The organism is Pseudoalteromonas sp. D15MCD-2, assembly GCF_038562745.1.
Taxonomy (GTDB): Bacteria; Pseudomonadota; Gammaproteobacteria; order Enterobacterales; family Alteromonadaceae; genus Pseudoalteromonas.
The window spans coordinates 1,316,893-1,333,663 of record NZ_JBCFQE010000001.1; the positions used below are offsets into that span (position 1 = coordinate 1,316,893).

Annotated in this window: 15 protein-coding genes; 4 read left to right on the forward strand and 11 right to left on the reverse strand. The window is 42.2% G+C overall.

All coding sequences use genetic code 11. The annotated features are described in order from the left end of the window. Positions 1–53: 53 nt before the first annotated feature. The 9 genes from AADY36_RS05835 to leuS are packed head-to-tail and all read right to left on the reverse strand — an operon-like array spanning position 54 to position 9,451. Positions 54–821 carry a septal ring lytic transglycosylase RlpA family protein gene (locus AADY36_RS05835; RefSeq protein WP_054561832.1) on the reverse strand — a complete coding sequence of 256 codons (768 nt, stop codon included), beginning with the start codon at positions 819–821 and terminating at the stop codon, positions 54–56. Continuing rightward, positions 821–1,927: a rod shape-determining protein RodA gene (gene rodA / locus AADY36_RS05840; RefSeq protein WP_342408651.1), complete on the reverse strand. Its 1,107-nt coding sequence runs from the start codon at positions 1,925–1,927 to the stop codon at positions 821–823. The genes AADY36_RS05835 and rodA overlap by 1 nt, the downstream gene beginning before the upstream one ends. Then, positions 1,924–3,804, reverse strand: a complete 1,881-nt coding sequence (gene mrdA / locus AADY36_RS05845) for a penicillin-binding protein 2 (RefSeq protein WP_342408652.1) — start codon at positions 3,802–3,804, stop codon at positions 1,924–1,926. Before mrdA ends, rodA begins: the two co-directional genes overlap by 4 nt. An 8-nt stretch (positions 3,805–3,812) precedes the next feature. Next, on the reverse strand, positions 3,813–4,283 hold the full coding sequence (rlmH, locus tag AADY36_RS05850; RefSeq protein WP_036967350.1) for a 23S rRNA (pseudouridine(1915)-N(3))-methyltransferase RlmH: 471 nt from the start codon (positions 4,281–4,283) through the stop codon (positions 3,813–3,815). Positions 4,284–4,310: 27 nt separating this feature from the next. Continuing rightward, on the reverse strand, positions 4,311–4,628 hold the full coding sequence (gene rsfS, locus AADY36_RS05855) for a ribosome silencing factor (RefSeq protein WP_054561829.1): 318 nt from the start codon (positions 4,626–4,628) through the stop codon (positions 4,311–4,313). A 56-nt stretch (positions 4,629–4,684) separates the two neighbouring features. Then, entirely contained in the window at positions 4,685–5,320 is a 636-nt protein-coding gene (nadD, locus tag AADY36_RS05860) for a nicotinate-nucleotide adenylyltransferase (protein ID WP_285220881.1), read from the reverse strand. Between the two features lie 12 nt (positions 5,321–5,332). Beyond that, the gene (gene holA, locus AADY36_RS05865) at positions 5,333–6,373 is read right to left on the reverse strand and encodes a DNA polymerase III subunit delta (protein ID WP_342408653.1); all 1,041 of its coding nucleotides are present in this window, start codon (positions 6,371–6,373) and stop codon (positions 5,333–5,335) included. After that, positions 6,373–6,861, reverse strand: a complete 489-nt coding sequence (locus AADY36_RS05870) for an LPS-assembly lipoprotein LptE (RefSeq protein ID WP_054561826.1) — start codon at positions 6,859–6,861, stop codon at positions 6,373–6,375. Before AADY36_RS05870 ends, holA begins: the two co-directional genes overlap by 1 nt. A 1-nt stretch (position 6,862) precedes the next feature. Then, positions 6,863–9,451: a leucine--tRNA ligase gene (gene leuS, locus AADY36_RS05875; RefSeq protein ID WP_055020919.1), complete on the reverse strand. Its 2,589-nt coding sequence runs from the start codon at positions 9,449–9,451 to the stop codon at positions 6,863–6,865. 186 nt (positions 9,452–9,637) lie between these two features. On the opposite strand from leuS, the gene AADY36_RS05880 reads away from it, so the two are divergent. From AADY36_RS05880 to AADY36_RS05895, 4 genes are all read left to right on the forward strand, one after another. Continuing rightward, the gene (locus AADY36_RS05880) at positions 9,638–10,096 is read left to right on the forward strand and encodes a zinc ribbon-containing protein (RefSeq protein WP_054551664.1); all 459 of its coding nucleotides are present in this window, start codon (positions 9,638–9,640) and stop codon (positions 10,094–10,096) included. Positions 10,097–10,165: 69 nt separating this feature from the next. Continuing rightward, positions 10,166–12,568, forward strand: a complete 2,403-nt coding sequence (locus tag AADY36_RS05885) for a Lon protease family protein (RefSeq protein WP_055196909.1) — start codon at positions 10,166–10,168, stop codon at positions 12,566–12,568. Next, entirely contained in the window at positions 12,565–13,041 is a 477-nt protein-coding gene (locus AADY36_RS05890; protein ID WP_055020917.1) for an FKBP-type peptidyl-prolyl cis-trans isomerase, read from the forward strand. The genes AADY36_RS05885 and AADY36_RS05890 overlap by 4 nt, the downstream gene beginning before the upstream one ends. A gap of 356 nt (positions 13,042–13,397) precedes the next feature. Continuing rightward, positions 13,398–14,294 carry a hypothetical protein gene (locus AADY36_RS05895; protein ID WP_342408654.1) on the forward strand — a complete coding sequence of 299 codons (897 nt, stop codon included), beginning with the start codon at positions 13,398–13,400 and terminating at the stop codon, positions 14,292–14,294. Between the two features lie 51 nt (positions 14,295–14,345). Here AADY36_RS05895 and lnt read toward each other — a convergent pair whose 3' ends face one another. After that, positions 14,346–15,899 carry an apolipoprotein N-acyltransferase gene (gene lnt / locus AADY36_RS05900; RefSeq protein WP_342408655.1) on the reverse strand — a complete coding sequence of 518 codons (1,554 nt, stop codon included), beginning with the start codon at positions 15,897–15,899 and terminating at the stop codon, positions 14,346–14,348. Then, the gene (corC, locus tag AADY36_RS05905; protein ID WP_054551660.1) at positions 15,880–16,764 is read right to left on the reverse strand and encodes a CNNM family magnesium/cobalt transport protein CorC; all 885 of its coding nucleotides are present in this window, start codon (positions 16,762–16,764) and stop codon (positions 15,880–15,882) included. The genes lnt and corC overlap by 20 nt, the downstream gene beginning before the upstream one ends. Positions 16,765–16,771: the final 7 nt, after the last annotated feature.

The window sequence follows — 16,771 nt, forward strand, 5'->3', positions numbered from 1 at the left end:
GTACTCATTAATGGTTAAAGTTAAACATGTTGCGTTGACCTATTCTAAAGGTCTTACTCACTGTAAAGCAAGAACGCGTTCTGAAATTGGTTTTGTTTTAGCTTTTCTAAAACTGCTTGTGCTTCTGCGGCATCTTTTATTGGACCAAGACGTAATCGATAGATTCCATCTTTTTCAACAATGTTTGTTGGCACATGATATTGCTGACGAAGTTGAAACGCGAGCGCTTCAACATTAGCAAGAGTACTTCCCGCTGCAACCTGAATGTAGCTTAAACGAGGGGCAGAATTGGCAAGGGTAACAGCCTCAACCTTAACACGGGCTGTACCTTGTCGGTAATAACCTAATTTATAGGCCGCAGAATAAGATAAATCGATAATTCGGTCATCATGAAATGGGCCACGGTCGTTTACACGAACAATTACTGATTTTCCGTTATCTAAATTTGTTACTCTGGCAAAGCTCGGTAGCGGCAGCGTTTTATGGGCTGCTGTCATCGCAAACATATCGTACACCTCGCCGTTTGAGGTGTGATAATTGTGAAACTTTCGACCATACCACGAAGCAATCCCTTCTTCTGCATAGCCTGTTTCATCTAACATCGGCGTGTAGCGTTTACCACGGACTTCGTAAGGGCGACTAGCGCTTGCGCTTTTAACAACCGGGGTGACTATGGCATCTTGCATTTCAAGTTCGGTTGGTTTTCGAAGCGGGGCTGCATCATGCTCCATAGCATAACGGCCTTGCTGAGATGAAGAGCTACATGCTGCTAGCAGCACAGAAAATAACGCTATAAGTAAGTAATTGACTCGCTGTGTCATTATTTTAAAAGCATCCTTTTATCGGTGGCGATAGACATGATAATGCCAAATCCGGCCATCAAGGTCACCATTGAGGTGCCACCATAGCTTATTAGTGGTAACGGAACACCTACTACAGGCAGTAAGCCCGAAACCATGCCAATATTTACAAATACATAAACGAAGAAGGTCAGTGTTAATGCGCCGGCAAGCAGTTTACCAAACGCATCTTGCGCATTGACTGCAATATATAAGCCACGGCCAATAATAAACAAGTACATACAAAGTAATAAACAAACCCCGAACAGGCCAAACTCTTCGCTCAGTACAGAAAAGATAAAATCGGTATGACGCTCAGGTAAAAACTCCAATTGTGATTGGGTGCCTTGCAGCCAGCCTTTACCCTCAATGCCACCAGAACCTATCGCAATTTTCGATTGAATAATGTGGTAACCCGAGCCAAGCGGATCGCTTTCAGGATCTAAAAAGGTCAGTACCCGTTGTTTTTGATAATCAAGCATCACGTAATGCCAAAACGGCCATGCTGCCAAACCAACAGCAGCAGATAAAAAGCCAATAAGACGCCAACTTAGTCCAGATAAAAACAATACAAATATCCCTGAGCTGGCAATCAAAATAGAGGTACCTAAGTCGGGTTGCTCTTTAATTAAAATGGTTGGCACCATTACAATCGCAAAGCCAATAATTAAATGGATGATTCTTGGCGGTAAATGGTTACGCCCGATATACCATGCAACCATCATTGGCACGGCAATTTTCATTAACTCTGACGGCTGGAAACGGGTCACACCTAAGTCAAGCCAGCGCTGTGCACCTTTTGAACTAACCCCAAATAACAACACCCCAACCAGCATCAAAAGCCCCACGCAGTAGAGCGGAATGACCATACTTTTTAATGTGTTAGGCGAAAACTGCGCGAGTATAAACATACCTAAGATAGCGCCAAACATACGTGTTGCGTGGCGTATCATCATCGCTGAGTCTTGGCCGCTGGCACTGTATACAATGGCAAGGCTGGCTACCATCATCGTCATCAGAGCTAGAAGCAACGGTAAGTCTAGGTGTAGGCGCTGCCAAATTGAGTGTTTTTTATTTAATGGGATCATGGCGCGTCACTTTGGGCTATTTGAATCGGGTTCGCTGAGAAGTAGTAATCCATTAATTGACGCGCAATTGGCGCACCAACGGTACTACCACCACCGGTGTTTTCAACCACCACAGAGACCACAATTTGTGGGTCGTTATAGGGTGCAAAACCAATGTAGATAGCGTTATCACGTTGGCGCTCTTTAAGTGACTTAGCATCATAACGCTCACCTTGAGCAATACTTACAACCTGAGCAGTACCCGTTTTACCTGCTGGGTCATAATTCGCCCCTTTAAATGCTTTATGTGCAGTACCTGTGACTTTATGTACGGTGTTGTGCATCGCATCTAGCGCAATTTGCCAATGATGAGGATTTTTTAATACTACAGGTGGCTTTTCATCATTATTGATTTGCGTTACTTCGTTTTCTTTTTTAGCGACTTGTACAAGGTGCGGAGGATGATCGAGCCCGCGGTTCACTAATATGTTGGTAGCATTAGCTATTTGCATTGGTGTTGCGGTCCAATAACCTTGCCCGATACCCACTGAAATGGTGTCGCCGCGCCACCATGACTCTCTAAAGCGGGCTTCTTTCCACTCTCGCGATGGCATAATGGCAGATGTTTCTTCGTGAATATCGATTCCAGAGAGCTCGCCAAAGCCAAACTGCGTCATAAAGTCACTTATTTTGGTGATCCCTAAACGGTAAGCAACATCGTAAAAATAGGTATCGCATGATTCTTCAATAGCACGATAAACATCAACATGACCATGGCCCCAACGTTTCCAGTCACGCCATTTGTGTTCCACATTAGGAATTTGGAAAAAGCCCGGATCCCAAATTTGTGTTTGCTCTGTTACCAGTCCTTCTTCAAGGGCAAGAATTGACATATGAGGTTTAACTGTAGAGGCAGGTGCATAACGCCCTTGCGTGGTACGGTTAATTAGCGGTCGGTCTGGGTTTAACAACTTTTTGTAATCTGTGCTGCTGATACCATGAACAAATAAATTCGGGTCATAACTTGGGTTAGAGTAGAGTGCTAAAACGCCGCCATCTTTAGCATCAAGCACTACAATGGCACCACGCATATCTTTTAAGGCATGTTGAGCAATTTGTTGCAGGCCAATATCCAAAGTAAGTACTAAGTCGTGACCTGGTTCAGGTGGCGTGAGGCTTAAAGTACGGATAACTCGGCCACGGTTATTCACTTCAACGCGCTGCGAACCAACCACACCATGAAGAAGTTCTTCGTAATACTTTTCGATACCGAGCTTACCAATGTCGTGCGTTGCACGGTAGTTGGTTGCTTGGTCTTCTGCTTCAAGTTTGGTGAGTTCTTTTTTGTTAAGTTTGGCAACATAACCTAAGGCATGGGTAAGGGTATCACCATAAGGGTAATAGCGAGCCAAACGTGCTTCGATACTAAAGCCTGGAAACTTATGCTGATTAACCGAGAACTTTGCAACTTCGGTTTCGTCTAAACGGGCTTTTAATACTTGGCTTTTAAAGCGGCGATTGTGCTTAATGTCATCTAGAAAGTCAGCTTTTTGTTGCTCAGTTATTTCAATAACTTTTTCAACTTCGCTCAGTGCCTCTTCAAGGTTATCAACTTCCTCGGGTATGACTTCTAAATTATAAACTGGCTTGTTTTCAGCCAGTAATACGCCATTTCTGTCGTAAATAAGCCCACGGTTAGGGGCAATTGGAATAACTTTGATGCGGTTATCGTTCGAACGTGTCTGGTAGTCTTGATGTTCGATAACTTGGATGTTGTATAGGTTAGATAACAACACACCAATTAACAGTGTAACAAACACAAAACCCACAAATGCTCGGCGAGCAAATAAGTTTGCCTCAGCCGAGTGGTCTCGAATCGTGGGTCTGTGTTTTCGCATTGGCTTTACTACTCGCGATGATAAGGGTGGTTGTTATTCAAGCTCCAGCCTCGGTATAGGCTTTCTGCAACAATAATGCGCACTAGAGGGTGCGGTAGTGTCAGGTTTGATAATGACCACTTTTGCTCAGACGCTGCAATACACTCAGGTGCTAAACCTTCTGGTCCGCCGATCAATAAGCTGACATCGCGACCATCAAGCTGCCATTTTTCCATACTTTTTGCCAGCTGATGGGTATCCATTGGCTTACCGGTGACCTCTAGCGTCACAATGCGGTTGCCTTTAGGGATAGCAGCAAGGGTCTTTTCGCCTTCAAGTTGTAAAATACGTTTGATATCCGCATTTTTACCACGTTTACCTGCGGGGATTTCAATTAGCTCAAGGGGCATATCACGTGGGAAGCGACGTTGATATTCTGTGAATCCGGTTTCAACCCATGCTGGCATTTTGGTACCAACAGCAATCAATTGTATTTTCAAAATGGTTACCTATGTCCTTGCTAAGGGTTAGCCCCAAAGTTTCTCTAGATCATAGAAGTCGCGAGATTGGTCTTGCATTACATGCACTACCACATCACCTAGGTCTACCAGCACCCATTCGCCTTCGTTTTGGCCTTCGTATCCGAGAGGCTCTTCACCTGCATGGCGTGCTTCTTTAGCAACGTGATCAGCAATCGATTGTACATGGCGTTTAGAGTTACCTGAGCACACTAACATGTAATCAGTAATGTCAGACTTACCACGAACATCAAGCTGTACCACATCACGGGCTTTCATATCGTCGACTTTATCAAGGGCAAATGCGAGTAGTTGTTTAGAATCCAAAGTGTTTTCTCAAAAATAAATAATCTTAATTTGTTATTTTATCACGCAGGCAGTATTTATTCATCTGTTTGGTAAAGATGATGCTGCGCAATGTATTGACTTACATTGGTAGGTAAAAGTTCCGCTATATCATTATTTAAATGCAGCTTTTTTCTGATTTCGCTTGAGGCGGCATTAACTTGTAAGCCATTTAAAAAGAATAACTTACCTGCAGGGGCCTGTTGTAGCTGGCTAAGTTGCTCTGTTACGGCATTCTCTTTATAAGCTGCAAGTTCACCAGATACTTGGCAGTGCTGCCCCGGGCGCTGGTACACGACGATATGACAAAGTTTGACAATCTCTTGCCATTTAAACCATTTATCTAGGCTATTGAATGAGTCCATGCCGATTAAAAACATAATTGGCGCTGCTGGGTTTTCTGCACGAAGCTCTTCTAAACTCAACAAAGAATAAGACGCACCTTCTCGGTTTAGTTCGCGGTAATCGATAGCAAAATGCGGATTGTCGGCAATCGCAAGTTTTAGCATATTAATGCGATGCTCATCACTAATTCCTGGCTTGGCTTTATGAGCAGGAATAGCACAAGGCATGAAGTAAAGGGTATCGAGTTGGCACTGCTGAACACACTGCTGGGCCATATTAATATGACCTAAGTGAATTGGATCAAAGGTGCCACCAAAAATAGCAATCATGAATTGTTACTCTTAGTCAAAGACCGGGTGGCAAGGTAAAGGTATCGCCACTGGTTGGCAAAACACTAAGCATATTTGCATTAATGCTTGGTAGGGGGCTACAAGGTTGCCTTGTTTATATGCAGCATCAAACTGAGCTAATTGTTTGGTAATTTGTTCAAGTACTTGGATGTTCAAGCGGTTTAAGGCCTGTTGTACAACAGCTTGTTGGTTTTTCCAAATATTATACTTTTTGTATAAATCAGCCATATTGGCACCATTCAAGCGCCCGTGTTGCATTGCCAGTAAGTTAGCTGCTTCTTTATTGATGGCCCAAAAAATACTCATGGCTTCAGTGTTATCGGCAGCCAGCTTAGTCATTACTTTAATCGCTTGTTCGGCGTGGCCATTTAATAAAGCATCACTCAAATCAAAAATATCAAACTTTGACTGATTTAGTAGCCCTTGCATCACAGCTTGTTGGTCAATTAGCTCACTACCATAAAGCAAAGATAGCTTTTCTAACTCTTGATGACAGGCAAGTAAATTTCCTTCAGTGGCATCAATTAAGCTTTGTTTCGCGTTGTTATGAAGGTTTAAGTTTAAACGATAGCACTGTTCATCTAACCAGCGGCTCAGGTGATTACCTGTTAATGGGTAACAAGGAACAAATAAGCCTTGCTTATCGAGGGCTTTAAACCAAGCACTGCGCTGAATATCTTGGCTGGCTTTGGCACCTTTTAAAACCAAAATAGTATCGGGATTAGAAAGCTCAACAAGCTGCTTAAAGATTTGACTGCCTTGCGTACCAGGTTTTTGCTCGTTTAAATCGAACTCAATTAGGGTACGAGCGCTGAACAGTGACATACTTTGGTATTGAGCAACAATTTCTTGCCAATCAAAACCCGGCATTAAGGTAAATTTAATGACTTCGTCAAAGCCTTGCTGTTTAGCTGCTTGACGAATTTGCAAGATGCACTGAGCAATTTGATAAGGCTCTTCACCAAACACCATGTAAAAAGGCGCGAGGCCTTTTTTTAACTGGCTAGGAAGCTGGTTTGCATAACAACGCATTACAGTTGTGATAACTCACGAACAATACGACGACTCGCTTGCTTACGAATTTCGCCTAATAGCAAATCAAGCTCTTTTGCTTTTGCAAGGGCATTGTCTGGGTCGTCTTGGTAGTTACGATACAATTCAAAGCTTTGATTAATCGCTTTTTGTCCAGGGCGCTTCAGGGTATAGCTTACGCTATAGGCAAGTTCATATTCAGCAACCTGACCATTATCAAATAATGACAAGATTTGACGCTCTAAGCGGTCTTTGTGAATCTTTAACTCAGGGTGTTTACCAACTTGGTTAAGCTCAACTTTACTCGCAATCAGTTCTTTTTCGACTAATTCGAATAAGGCTGACTTTTCATCATCACCAACAAGGGTGAGTACTTTCAAGTCGTCAGGCAAGTTAGAGGCTTTCTTTAAGTGAAAGCCACAACTTGTCAGCAGTAAACAGACTAGCGCAAGGGCTAGTCCGTTTTTCAGTGCTTGAAGCGCTGCCATCTTAGTTAGCAACCACGTTAAGTAGTTTGCCAGGTACGTAAATTACTTTACGGATAGTCGCGCCCTCAGTGAACTTAGTCACGTTTTCTTCAGCAAATGCTAATGCTTCAACTTGCTCTTTGGTTGCATCTGCAGGCACTGTTAACTTAGCACGTAGCTTACCGTTAACTTGTACAATGATTAGCTTCTCATCTTCAACAAGTGCTGACTCATCAACTGTTGGCCATGCTGCATCTAAGATGTCGCCTTCTTTGCCAAGGTCTTGCCATAACTGGTGACACATGTGTGGTGTGATAGGCGCAAGCATGATAAGTAATGCTTCAAGTGCTTCGTTAGCAATTGCTACATCTTGTTTATCAGCAAGTGGTGCTTTAAGTAACTTGTTCGAGATTTCCATGATAGCAGCGATTGCAGTGTTGAATGTTTGACGACGTTCAACGTCATCAGTCACTTTTGCAATTGCTTTATGAAGTTCACGACGAAGAACTTTTTGGTCGTTGTTTAATGCTGATTTATCAAGCGCTTGGTAGCCTACTGTTTCTACATCAACAGCGTATTTCCAAATACGTTTTAAGAAACGCATTGCACCTTCAACACCTGAATCAGACCATTCAAGAGTTTGCTCTGGTGGCGCTGTAAACATCATGAATAAACGAACTGTATCTGCACCGTATTCGGCAATAACTTGTTGTGGGTCGATACCGTTGTTTTTCGATTTCGACATTTTGCTCATGCCCGCAGAGAATACCGGCTCGCCATCTTCTTTGTGCCACGCTTTAACAACACGACCTTTGTCGTCTGTTTCAGTTTGTACATCAGTTGGTGAAATCCAGATATCACCGCCTTTCTCATCTTTACGATAGAAAGTATCAGCTAGTACCATGCCTTGACATAATAAGCGCTCAAATGGCTCATCTGAGTTTACTAAACCAAAGTCACGTAATAGTTTGTGGAAGAAACGCGAGTAAAGTAAGTGCAAGATCGCATGCTCAATACCACCAATGTATTGGTTTACTGGTAACCAGTAATTTGCAGCACCTGGCTCGATCATGCCTTCGTCAAAACGTGGGCTACAGTAACGAGCGTAGTACCAAGACGATTCCATGAAGGTATCGAAGGTATCTGTTTCGTGGAATGCAGGCGCGCCATTTACCGTTGTTTTAGCCCACTCAGGATCCGCTTTGATTGGTGAAGTCACACCATTCATAACTACGTCTTCTGGTAAGCGAACTGGTAGCATGTCTTCTGTTGCTGCAAGCTCATCACCATTTTCGTCGCTAAGCATTGGAATTGGAGAACCCCAGTAACGCTGACGGCTAACACCCCAGTCACGTAGACGGAAATTAACTTTACGCTCACCTACACCCAGCGCTTCTAGTTTGTCTGCAACGGCATTAAATGCTGCTTCAAACTCAAGACCATCGAACTCACCCGAGTTAACTAACACGCCTTTTTCAGTGAATGCTTGGTTGTCTAAATCAACCGTTTCTTCAGAACCTGCAGCTGGTGCGATAACTTGGGCAATTTCAAGGCCATAAGCTGATGCGAACTCGTAGTCACGTTGGTCATGTGCAGGAACAGCCATAACTGCGCCTGAGCCGTAATCCATTAATACAAAGTTAGCAACCCAAATCGGTACTTGCTTACCTGTTAATGGGTGAATCGCATAAAAGCCAGTTGCAATGCCTTTTTTGTCCATGGTTGCCATGTCTGCTTCAGCGATTTTCGTGTTTTTACACTCATCAACAAACATAGCTACAGCGTCGCTGTTTTTAGCGGCTTCTTGTGCAATTGGGTGACCTGCAGCAACAGCTACGTACGTCACACCCATAAAGGTATCTGGGCGTGTTGTATAAACACTGAATGTATCTTCGTTATCAGCACGCTTAAATTCGATTTCTAAACCTTCAGAGCGACCAATCCAGTTGCGCTGCATGGTTTTAACTTGCTCAGGCCAGTGATCAAGCTTATCTAAATCGTCTAGTAGCTCTTGTGCGTAATCAGTGATTTTGATGAACCATTGTGGAATTTCTTTTTGCTCAACAATGGCACCTGAACGCCAACCACGACCATCAATAACTTGTTCGTTAGCAAGTACAGTTTGGTCAACTGGATCCCAGTTTACTGTTGACATCTTTTTGTATACTAAGCCTTTTTCGTAAAGCTTAGTGAAGAACCACTGTTCCCACTTGTAGTATTCTGGGTGACATGTTGCGATTTCACGATCCCAGTCGTAACCAAAGCCTAATTGCTTTAATTGGTCGCGCATGTAATCGATGTTTTCGTAAGTCCACTTAGCAGGGGCTGTGTTATTTTTGATTGCCGCATTTTCAGCAGGTAGACCAAACGCATCCCAACCCATAGGTTGCATTACGTTTTTGCCTTGCAAGCGTTGGAAGCGTGATACTACGTCACCAATGGTGTAGTTACGAACGTGACCCATGTGGAGTCGGCCGCTTGGGTATGGGAACATAGATAGGCAGTAATACTTTTCTTTGCTCTCATCTTCAGTGACTTTAAATACTTGGTTTTCTTCCCAGTAGGCTTGTACTTTTGACTCAATGTCTTGCGGGTTATATTGCTCTTGCATCTACGATTCCAGACTTCTTGCAAATTAATAAAAAATTGTCGATAAGGATAACCCAAAATACATGCTAATCACAGCGGCAAATAGGCGCTTTTGTTAATTTTCCAATGAAATATATTTTCAGGGCAGGTTAACCTATACTCAACTAGAATAACGGTTGATTTTTCATCATTTTTGAAGGAGTAAACGATGGCAGATTATAAATCTTGGCTTAGCGATTTAAGTGCATGGCTTAAAGACGTAAAAGATCATGAGCTAAAAGATGCAATGGAAAAATTTGTTGAGTCAGAGCAGGCACTTAAAGACTTAGGACAAGAAAAGCTTAATCAGTATCGTGACTATCTACAGCGCGATATCGACCACATTAAAGAAAACGACAGTCACTATGATTCACTCGCATGGCTAGAGCTTAAAGAATCGCTTTGGTATGAGTTATCGCACATTGAAGATAAAACCCAGCTCGAATGGCAAGCCTTAAACCAAGATTTTCAACACAATGGTGTTTATCAAGAGGGAGAATGGATAGCCATGGGCACATTAGTATGTAAAAATTGTCAGCATAGTTACGATGTTTACCATGCTACGCAAATTACTCCTTGTACTGAATGTGGCGGTATTTATTTTCGCCGTAAGGCATTACAACCTTAATCAGTGACGCAGGCTTGTGCTGGGCGTTACCTATAATGCCCAGTCAAGACTGGGAAATAAGAAGTTAGAATGACAAAAAAACTAATCCCTCTACCTATTTCTGCGTTAGCGCCTAAGATTGCCGCAAGTCATGTTGCGACTTGTATGCAAAACCCATATCCAGAAGCGTTGCCATTTATTGGTCAACAACGTGCACAAAGTGCCCTCGACTTTTCACTCGGAATGGAATTACCGGGTTACAATGTTTATGTGATGGGTGAAGCGGCTCATGGTCGTTACACCTTAGTAAAAGACAAACTCACAGCCCATTCAAAAGACCGCCCAACGCCTAATGAGTGGTTGTATGTTAACAACTATGATGACCACCGCGAGCCAATCGCGTTATTCATGCAAGCAGGTCAATCAAAGCAGTTAGCTGACGATATAGACTCATTTATCGACGAAGTACTCGATACATTCCCAGCGGCTTTTGATAACCCGGGTTATCAGCGCAAGAAAAAGTCAATCGACCGTGAGTTTACCGATACTTACGATGCGGCAATTACTGCTGTTGAAATTGCAGCACTTGAGCAAAGCGTAGCATTGATTGAAGAAAATGGTGTTGTGGGATTTGCGCCTTTAGTGAATGGTAAACAACTGAGCGACAGTGAATTTGCAGCCCTTGATGAGCCACTGCGTATTGAATTTTATGAGGTTATCGAAAAGCTTGAAGATGCGTTAATCGAAGCATTAATTGAGCTCCCTCGCTGGAAACGAGAGTCATCTGAAAAACTGCGTAACCTTAAAAAATCAACTGCTGAGCTTGCCACTAAGCCACTCATTAAAGCCCTTGAACATAAATACGCTACGCACATTGGTGTATTACGTTATTTAAAAGACATTCGTGAAGAAATCATTGATGCGGTACTTGAATGGCTCGACGATGATGAAAACGACGAAAACAAAGAAGACTTTGACCGTAAAGGGATGCTCACAGACTTCTTTGCGCCAAATATTCTAGTCGAATACAAAGAGGGCGATGCAGCCCCTGTAGTGTATGAGCCAAACCCGACTTTTGGCAATATTTTCGGCAAAATTGAATATGCGACTTCGCAAGGCTCGCTTATCACCAGTTACCGCTCAATTCAGCCAGGTGCACTGCATCGTGCTAATGGTGGCTATTTGATTATGGATGCCGAGAAAGTCATGGCGAACCCACAAGTGTGGGATGGCCTTAAGCTTTCTTTAAAAACGCATCAAATCAAAAACGACTTACCCTATCAAGACAGCTCTGTGGGAAGTAGCTTTACGTTACGTCCGCAGCTTATTCCTCTTGATGTAAAAATAGTGCTGCTAGGCTCTCGCGACCTTTATTACACCATAGGTGAATATGACGAAGAGTTTGCAGAGTTATTCCGTGTCCTTGCTGACTTTGATTATTACTTGCCAAGTAGCGATAAACTGCAATATCAGTTCATTACCAAGGTGACTGAGTATTGTCAGCAAACACTCAACTGCACTGTAAATGAAGCGGCAATGGCGAGATTATTAAAGTTTAGTTATCGCCAAGCTGAGCACCATAACAAGCTCTCAGCTCGTTTTGCTGATGTATTAGAGTTAGTGGCAGAAGCCAGTTTTTATGCCAAACAAGATGGCCAAACAGTGATTGATGCTCATCACATAGATGAAGCCATTGTTGGTAAGCAATACCGTACAGGGCAAATTTCAGAAACCATGCTGAGTGATATCAAAGAAGGGCAAATTTTAATTGCAACCGAAGGTCACGCAGTGGGCAAAGTAAATGGCTTAACTGTGCTGCATATTGGCGATACCTCATTTGGCACACCAGCACGCATTACAGCCACTGTGTACGCAGGTGCTGATGGCGTAATTGACGTTGAACGAGAAGCTGAACTAGGTAAAGCCATTCACTCTAAAGGAGTGATGCTATTAACCGGTTACTTAGGAAATAAGTATGCTCAGCAATTTAGTCTAACGCTCAGTGCCAATATCGCAATAGAGCAAAGCTATGGCTATATCGACGGTGATAGCGCCTCATTAGCAGAGCTGTGCGCGCTTATATCAGCCATTACGAACTTACCTATTAGCCAATCTATCGCACTGACAGGTTCAATTAACCAGCATGGTGATGTGCAATCAATTGGTGGCGTAAACGAGAAAATAGAAGGCTTCTTCAAGCTTTGTAAAATGCGTGGCTTAACCGGTGAGCAAGGGGTGATTATTCCTAAATCAAACCAAGTTAATTTAGTGCTTGATGACGAAGTACTCGATGCGGTTGAAAAAGGGCGCTTTAATATTTATGCCGTTGAAACGGTTGATCAAGCACTGAGCTTATTAATGGATAAAGACGCAGGTGAAATGACCGCAGAAGGTTATCCCGAAGGCTCTATTAATGCACTTGCGTTAGCAAGGCTTGCCAATATTGCAGATATCGTAAATGGCGACAATGATGATGAGAAGGACGCAGAATGATTAATTTAATACTTTTACTGATCATTGGTATTTTTTGTTTTTTAATTTTTAAAAACAGTAAAAAGGCGAAGCTACAAGCCCTTGAAAATGAAAAGCTCGCCGCGGACTTTTTAGCAAATAACAGTAAAGCCGACGATGTTCATGAAACCGCATCTGGGCTGCAATACAAAATTGAGCAAAGTTCAGGTAATGACACAAAGCCAAGTGCAACTAGTAAAGTAAAGGTTCACTATCATGGCACGCTTATGGATGGCAGTGTTTTTGACAGCTCAGTGGTAAGAAATTCGCCAATCAGCTTTGGTTTGAATCAAGTCATTGCAGGTTGGACCGAAGGCTTACAGCTAATGAACGAAGGGGATAAGTTTACCTTTTATATCCCGCCTCAGCTTGCTTACGGCCGTAAACGCGTCGGTAGCATTCCAGCAGGCTCTCTACTTATATTTGATGTAGAGTTGATAAAGATAGAATCTTAAAATGTTAAAAAGGCTTCATCATGAAGCCTTTTTTAATTGCCTGCTAAAGTAGTTGAACAGATTTACCTCAATGCAAACATTATTGAATGTAAAGTAGCTGAGACTTTTAAAGTAATTTGCTCTTTCGAACATGCACGTTGCAGTGTAATAACTAGTTAATCTTGCGTTGACAAAATTGCTCGGTCGCTATATATGTTCTACAGTACCTTTTTTGGGTATTTTATTTGCACTGAAGTAGTAAAGCCTCATCTCATTTTTTAAAATGAACCTCTATAGCCCATAGAAAACCTTCAGAAAATTAGGTTGTTTCTTGTATTTTGGTTATTTTAAAGTTGCATTAATAAAAGGATTTTTGAATGTACAAACTTATATTATTGTTTATTATTTTTTCGGGAATATCCTTGCCTGCTTTTGGTCAGGCAGAAGTTGAAATCTGCAATAATTGCTCTCAAAGTCAAAAAGACAAGGTTGCAAGGCTAAGCGTTAACTCTGATACTAAAGCTGTCATTGTGGTCGATATGATTAATGAAACAGCATTAAAATATGATACTAACTACATTGAAGATCGTTATGGTGAGCCAGTAGTTAGTGTTTCTTTGTCTGAGCTTAGTAATGATGAAGCTTTTGATTTAGACCTTCTCTATGAATACCGCAAAGAGTTAGTACGTGTAATAACGCGTGCTTCTGAAAAGAGTATGCTTAAAAATGCGCAAAGTACTCAACGTAATATATCGACTCCTAAGTATACTAATTCCAATGTAAATGATAATTCTCCGATAGGAAAGGGGATTGAAGTCAAGGGAAGTCCCTATGACTTTTTGCTTGCCAGTTATTTTAGAAATGATGTTTATGACTTTTATTTTGCGGGTGAGACATTAGCTTTAACAAAAATATTATTACCAACTAAGGGAACAATTAAATTTCCGAATATGAATAAGTTAAAGCTATATGTTCGTATAAACTTTTATAGTGATGATTTGGCTAAAAGCCTAAATGGTTTTGTTAGCGTAACACTAAACCCAGTAATTAAGTCATTTAATATTTTAGGCGGGCGGGATGGATTTAAAAACTCAATTCCTTTGAACCAAGACGAAATTAGTGGTCATGATTTTATATTCGCAAATGCTAAGAGCGAAAGAAATGAACACGCCAAGTTTGAAAGATACTCCAGCTCACTAGACGGAGGAGTTAGCTGCCGAGTTGTGGAAACCAAAACGAAGGGAAATAAAAAAATATACACTTATCAATGCTAGCGTTATAAGTTAAAGAGTGGAGTTACCACTCTTTAACTGTTGTCTAAACTTTTATTTGTTATTTTTAATCCTAGCAAGCACACCAACAGTACTGAGTAGCATCACCACCGCCCATACCGGCCAATTGCCGTATTGGCTATAGATACTATCGCCTTTGATTAAAGTGATATTGGCCTCAAGTACATCAGCTTTAAATTGTGGCATAGCTAATTGTGATTGAGCGATAGGGTCGTAAACGGCGCTAATACCATTATTAGTAACACGAATTAGTGGGCGCTGTAACTCTAGGGCGCGCATACGCGCTATTTGCATGTGCTGATGCGGGCCATGTGAGTCACCGAACCACGCATCGTTACTCACCGTGAATAAAATGTCGGAGTCACTGCGATAATTTCCGCGAACCAACTCAGAAAAAGCAATTTCATAGCAAATAGCCGGTAAAATATTTAAGCCATTTGCGCGTAAATTGTTTTGCACTTCATCGCCACGAGTGAAAGATGACATAGGTAAATCAAACAGTGGCGCAATTGGACGCAAGAAGTCCTGAAACGGCACAAATTCACCAATAGGTAATAACTGATGCTTTTGATAGCGGTTTTTACCTAAATATTGATAGTGGCCTTCACTGTCATCGTGTTCTTTTTTACCAAGCACTATTAAAGTGTTAAAAATGTTACGCGTGTCGTATTGGTAATCAACGATACCAGTAATAAGCGCGGTGTCATTAAAGGTTGCGGCACTATCAAGGCCTGTTAAATACTCGGTTGATAAAGCTTCAAGCTCCGGCACCGCAGCTTCTGGCCAAACAATTAAATCAGCATCCCAATGTAAGCGAGTCATATCTTGGTATTTGCTCATAGTCGTCCAAAACTCAGACGGCTCAAAGCGAAGATGCTGCTTAATATTGCCCTGCACCAGTACAGTTTTAATGGTTTTGTCTTGGTAGTGTAGCTGGCTGCTGCTTGCTATCGTATATAAGCCAGCTAATAAGGCTACAGAGGCGATAAGTGGTTTGCCATCTTTGTAAGCTGTGCGATATAAAGCAAACGCAATTAACATACATACAAGCGTAATCCCAAACTCGCCAATTACCGGGGCTAAAAAATTAAGTGGGCTGTCTGTTTGCGTGTAACCAAAACTCAGCCACGGAAAGCCTGTTAACAATGTGCCACGTAAGTATTCTGTGGTTGCGATAGCGGCGAGTAACCAACATATAAAGCTATATGGGCCTTTAGCAAGGCGTGTTGCCAGCCAAGTAGCTAATGCAGGATAAAGGGCTAAATAAGCACAAAGCAGCACCATTAACGAAAGTGATGCGATTAATGGCATGCCACCAAAGGTCGCTATTGATACATGCACCCAGCTTATACCTGCACCAAACCAACCTAAACCAAATATAAAGCCATATTTAGCACTTTGTTTAGCGGCTAATTTACCGTTTGCGAGAGGGTTAATGCAGTAGAGTAGAGCACCAAGGGAAAGAAAAGTTATAAACCATAGGTTATAGGGTGCGTAACTTAAGGTTAAAAAGAGGCCCGCAATAAGTGCGAGCCAGGCTTTTTTATCTTTTGCAAGGTGACTTAGGTTAGTTAGCAGTTTCTTCACTGTCGTTATCATCAGCCTTTGGAATGGTGACTTGCAATTGTAAGATACGGCGGTTATCTGCGTTAGTGACTTTAAATTGTAAGCCTTCTACCTCGATTGTTTCACCACGGCTTGGCATGTGGCCAAATGCATGTAAAACAATACCACCTATGGTGTCAGCATCTGAGGTGCTGTAACCAGTTTTAAAATACTCATTAAAGTCATCAACTTCAGTCAGCGCTTGCACAGCGTAAACGTGTTTTGCAACTTGGCGAATATCTTGTAGGTCTTCACTTTCATCGTGCTCGTCTTCGATTTCACCCACGATGATTTCAAGGATATCTTCGATAGTGACAAGACCAGACACACCACCATACTCATCAATAACAATCGCCATGTGGTAACGTTGTTGACGGAACTCATTAAGCAGCGTGTCTACACGTTTACTTTCAGGCACTACAACTGCAGGACGCAAATATTCACGTAAAGAAGGCAGTTGCTCATCTTTGTTGATGATAAGTGGTAATAAATCTTTTGCTAATAAAATACCTTCAACATGGTCTTTGTCTTCACATACCACAGGAAAACGTGAATGTGTTGAATCAACCATCATAGGTAATAGCTCTTCTAATGGTGTATCAACCTCTAAGGTTACCATTTGCGAGCGTGGGATCATGATGTCCCGCACTTTTAGCTCTGATACACCTAGCACCCCTTCAATCATATCTTTGGTTTCAGGGTCGATAAGGTCGCGTTCTTGCGCATCGGCAATTACTTCTACCAGCTCTTCTCTATTCTGGGGTTCCCCTTGCAACATTTGGGCTATGCGGCCCAGCCACGTTTTGCCAGAAGAACCCTGGCTAGTTTGCGAGTTGTCGTCGCTCATTGCGTCT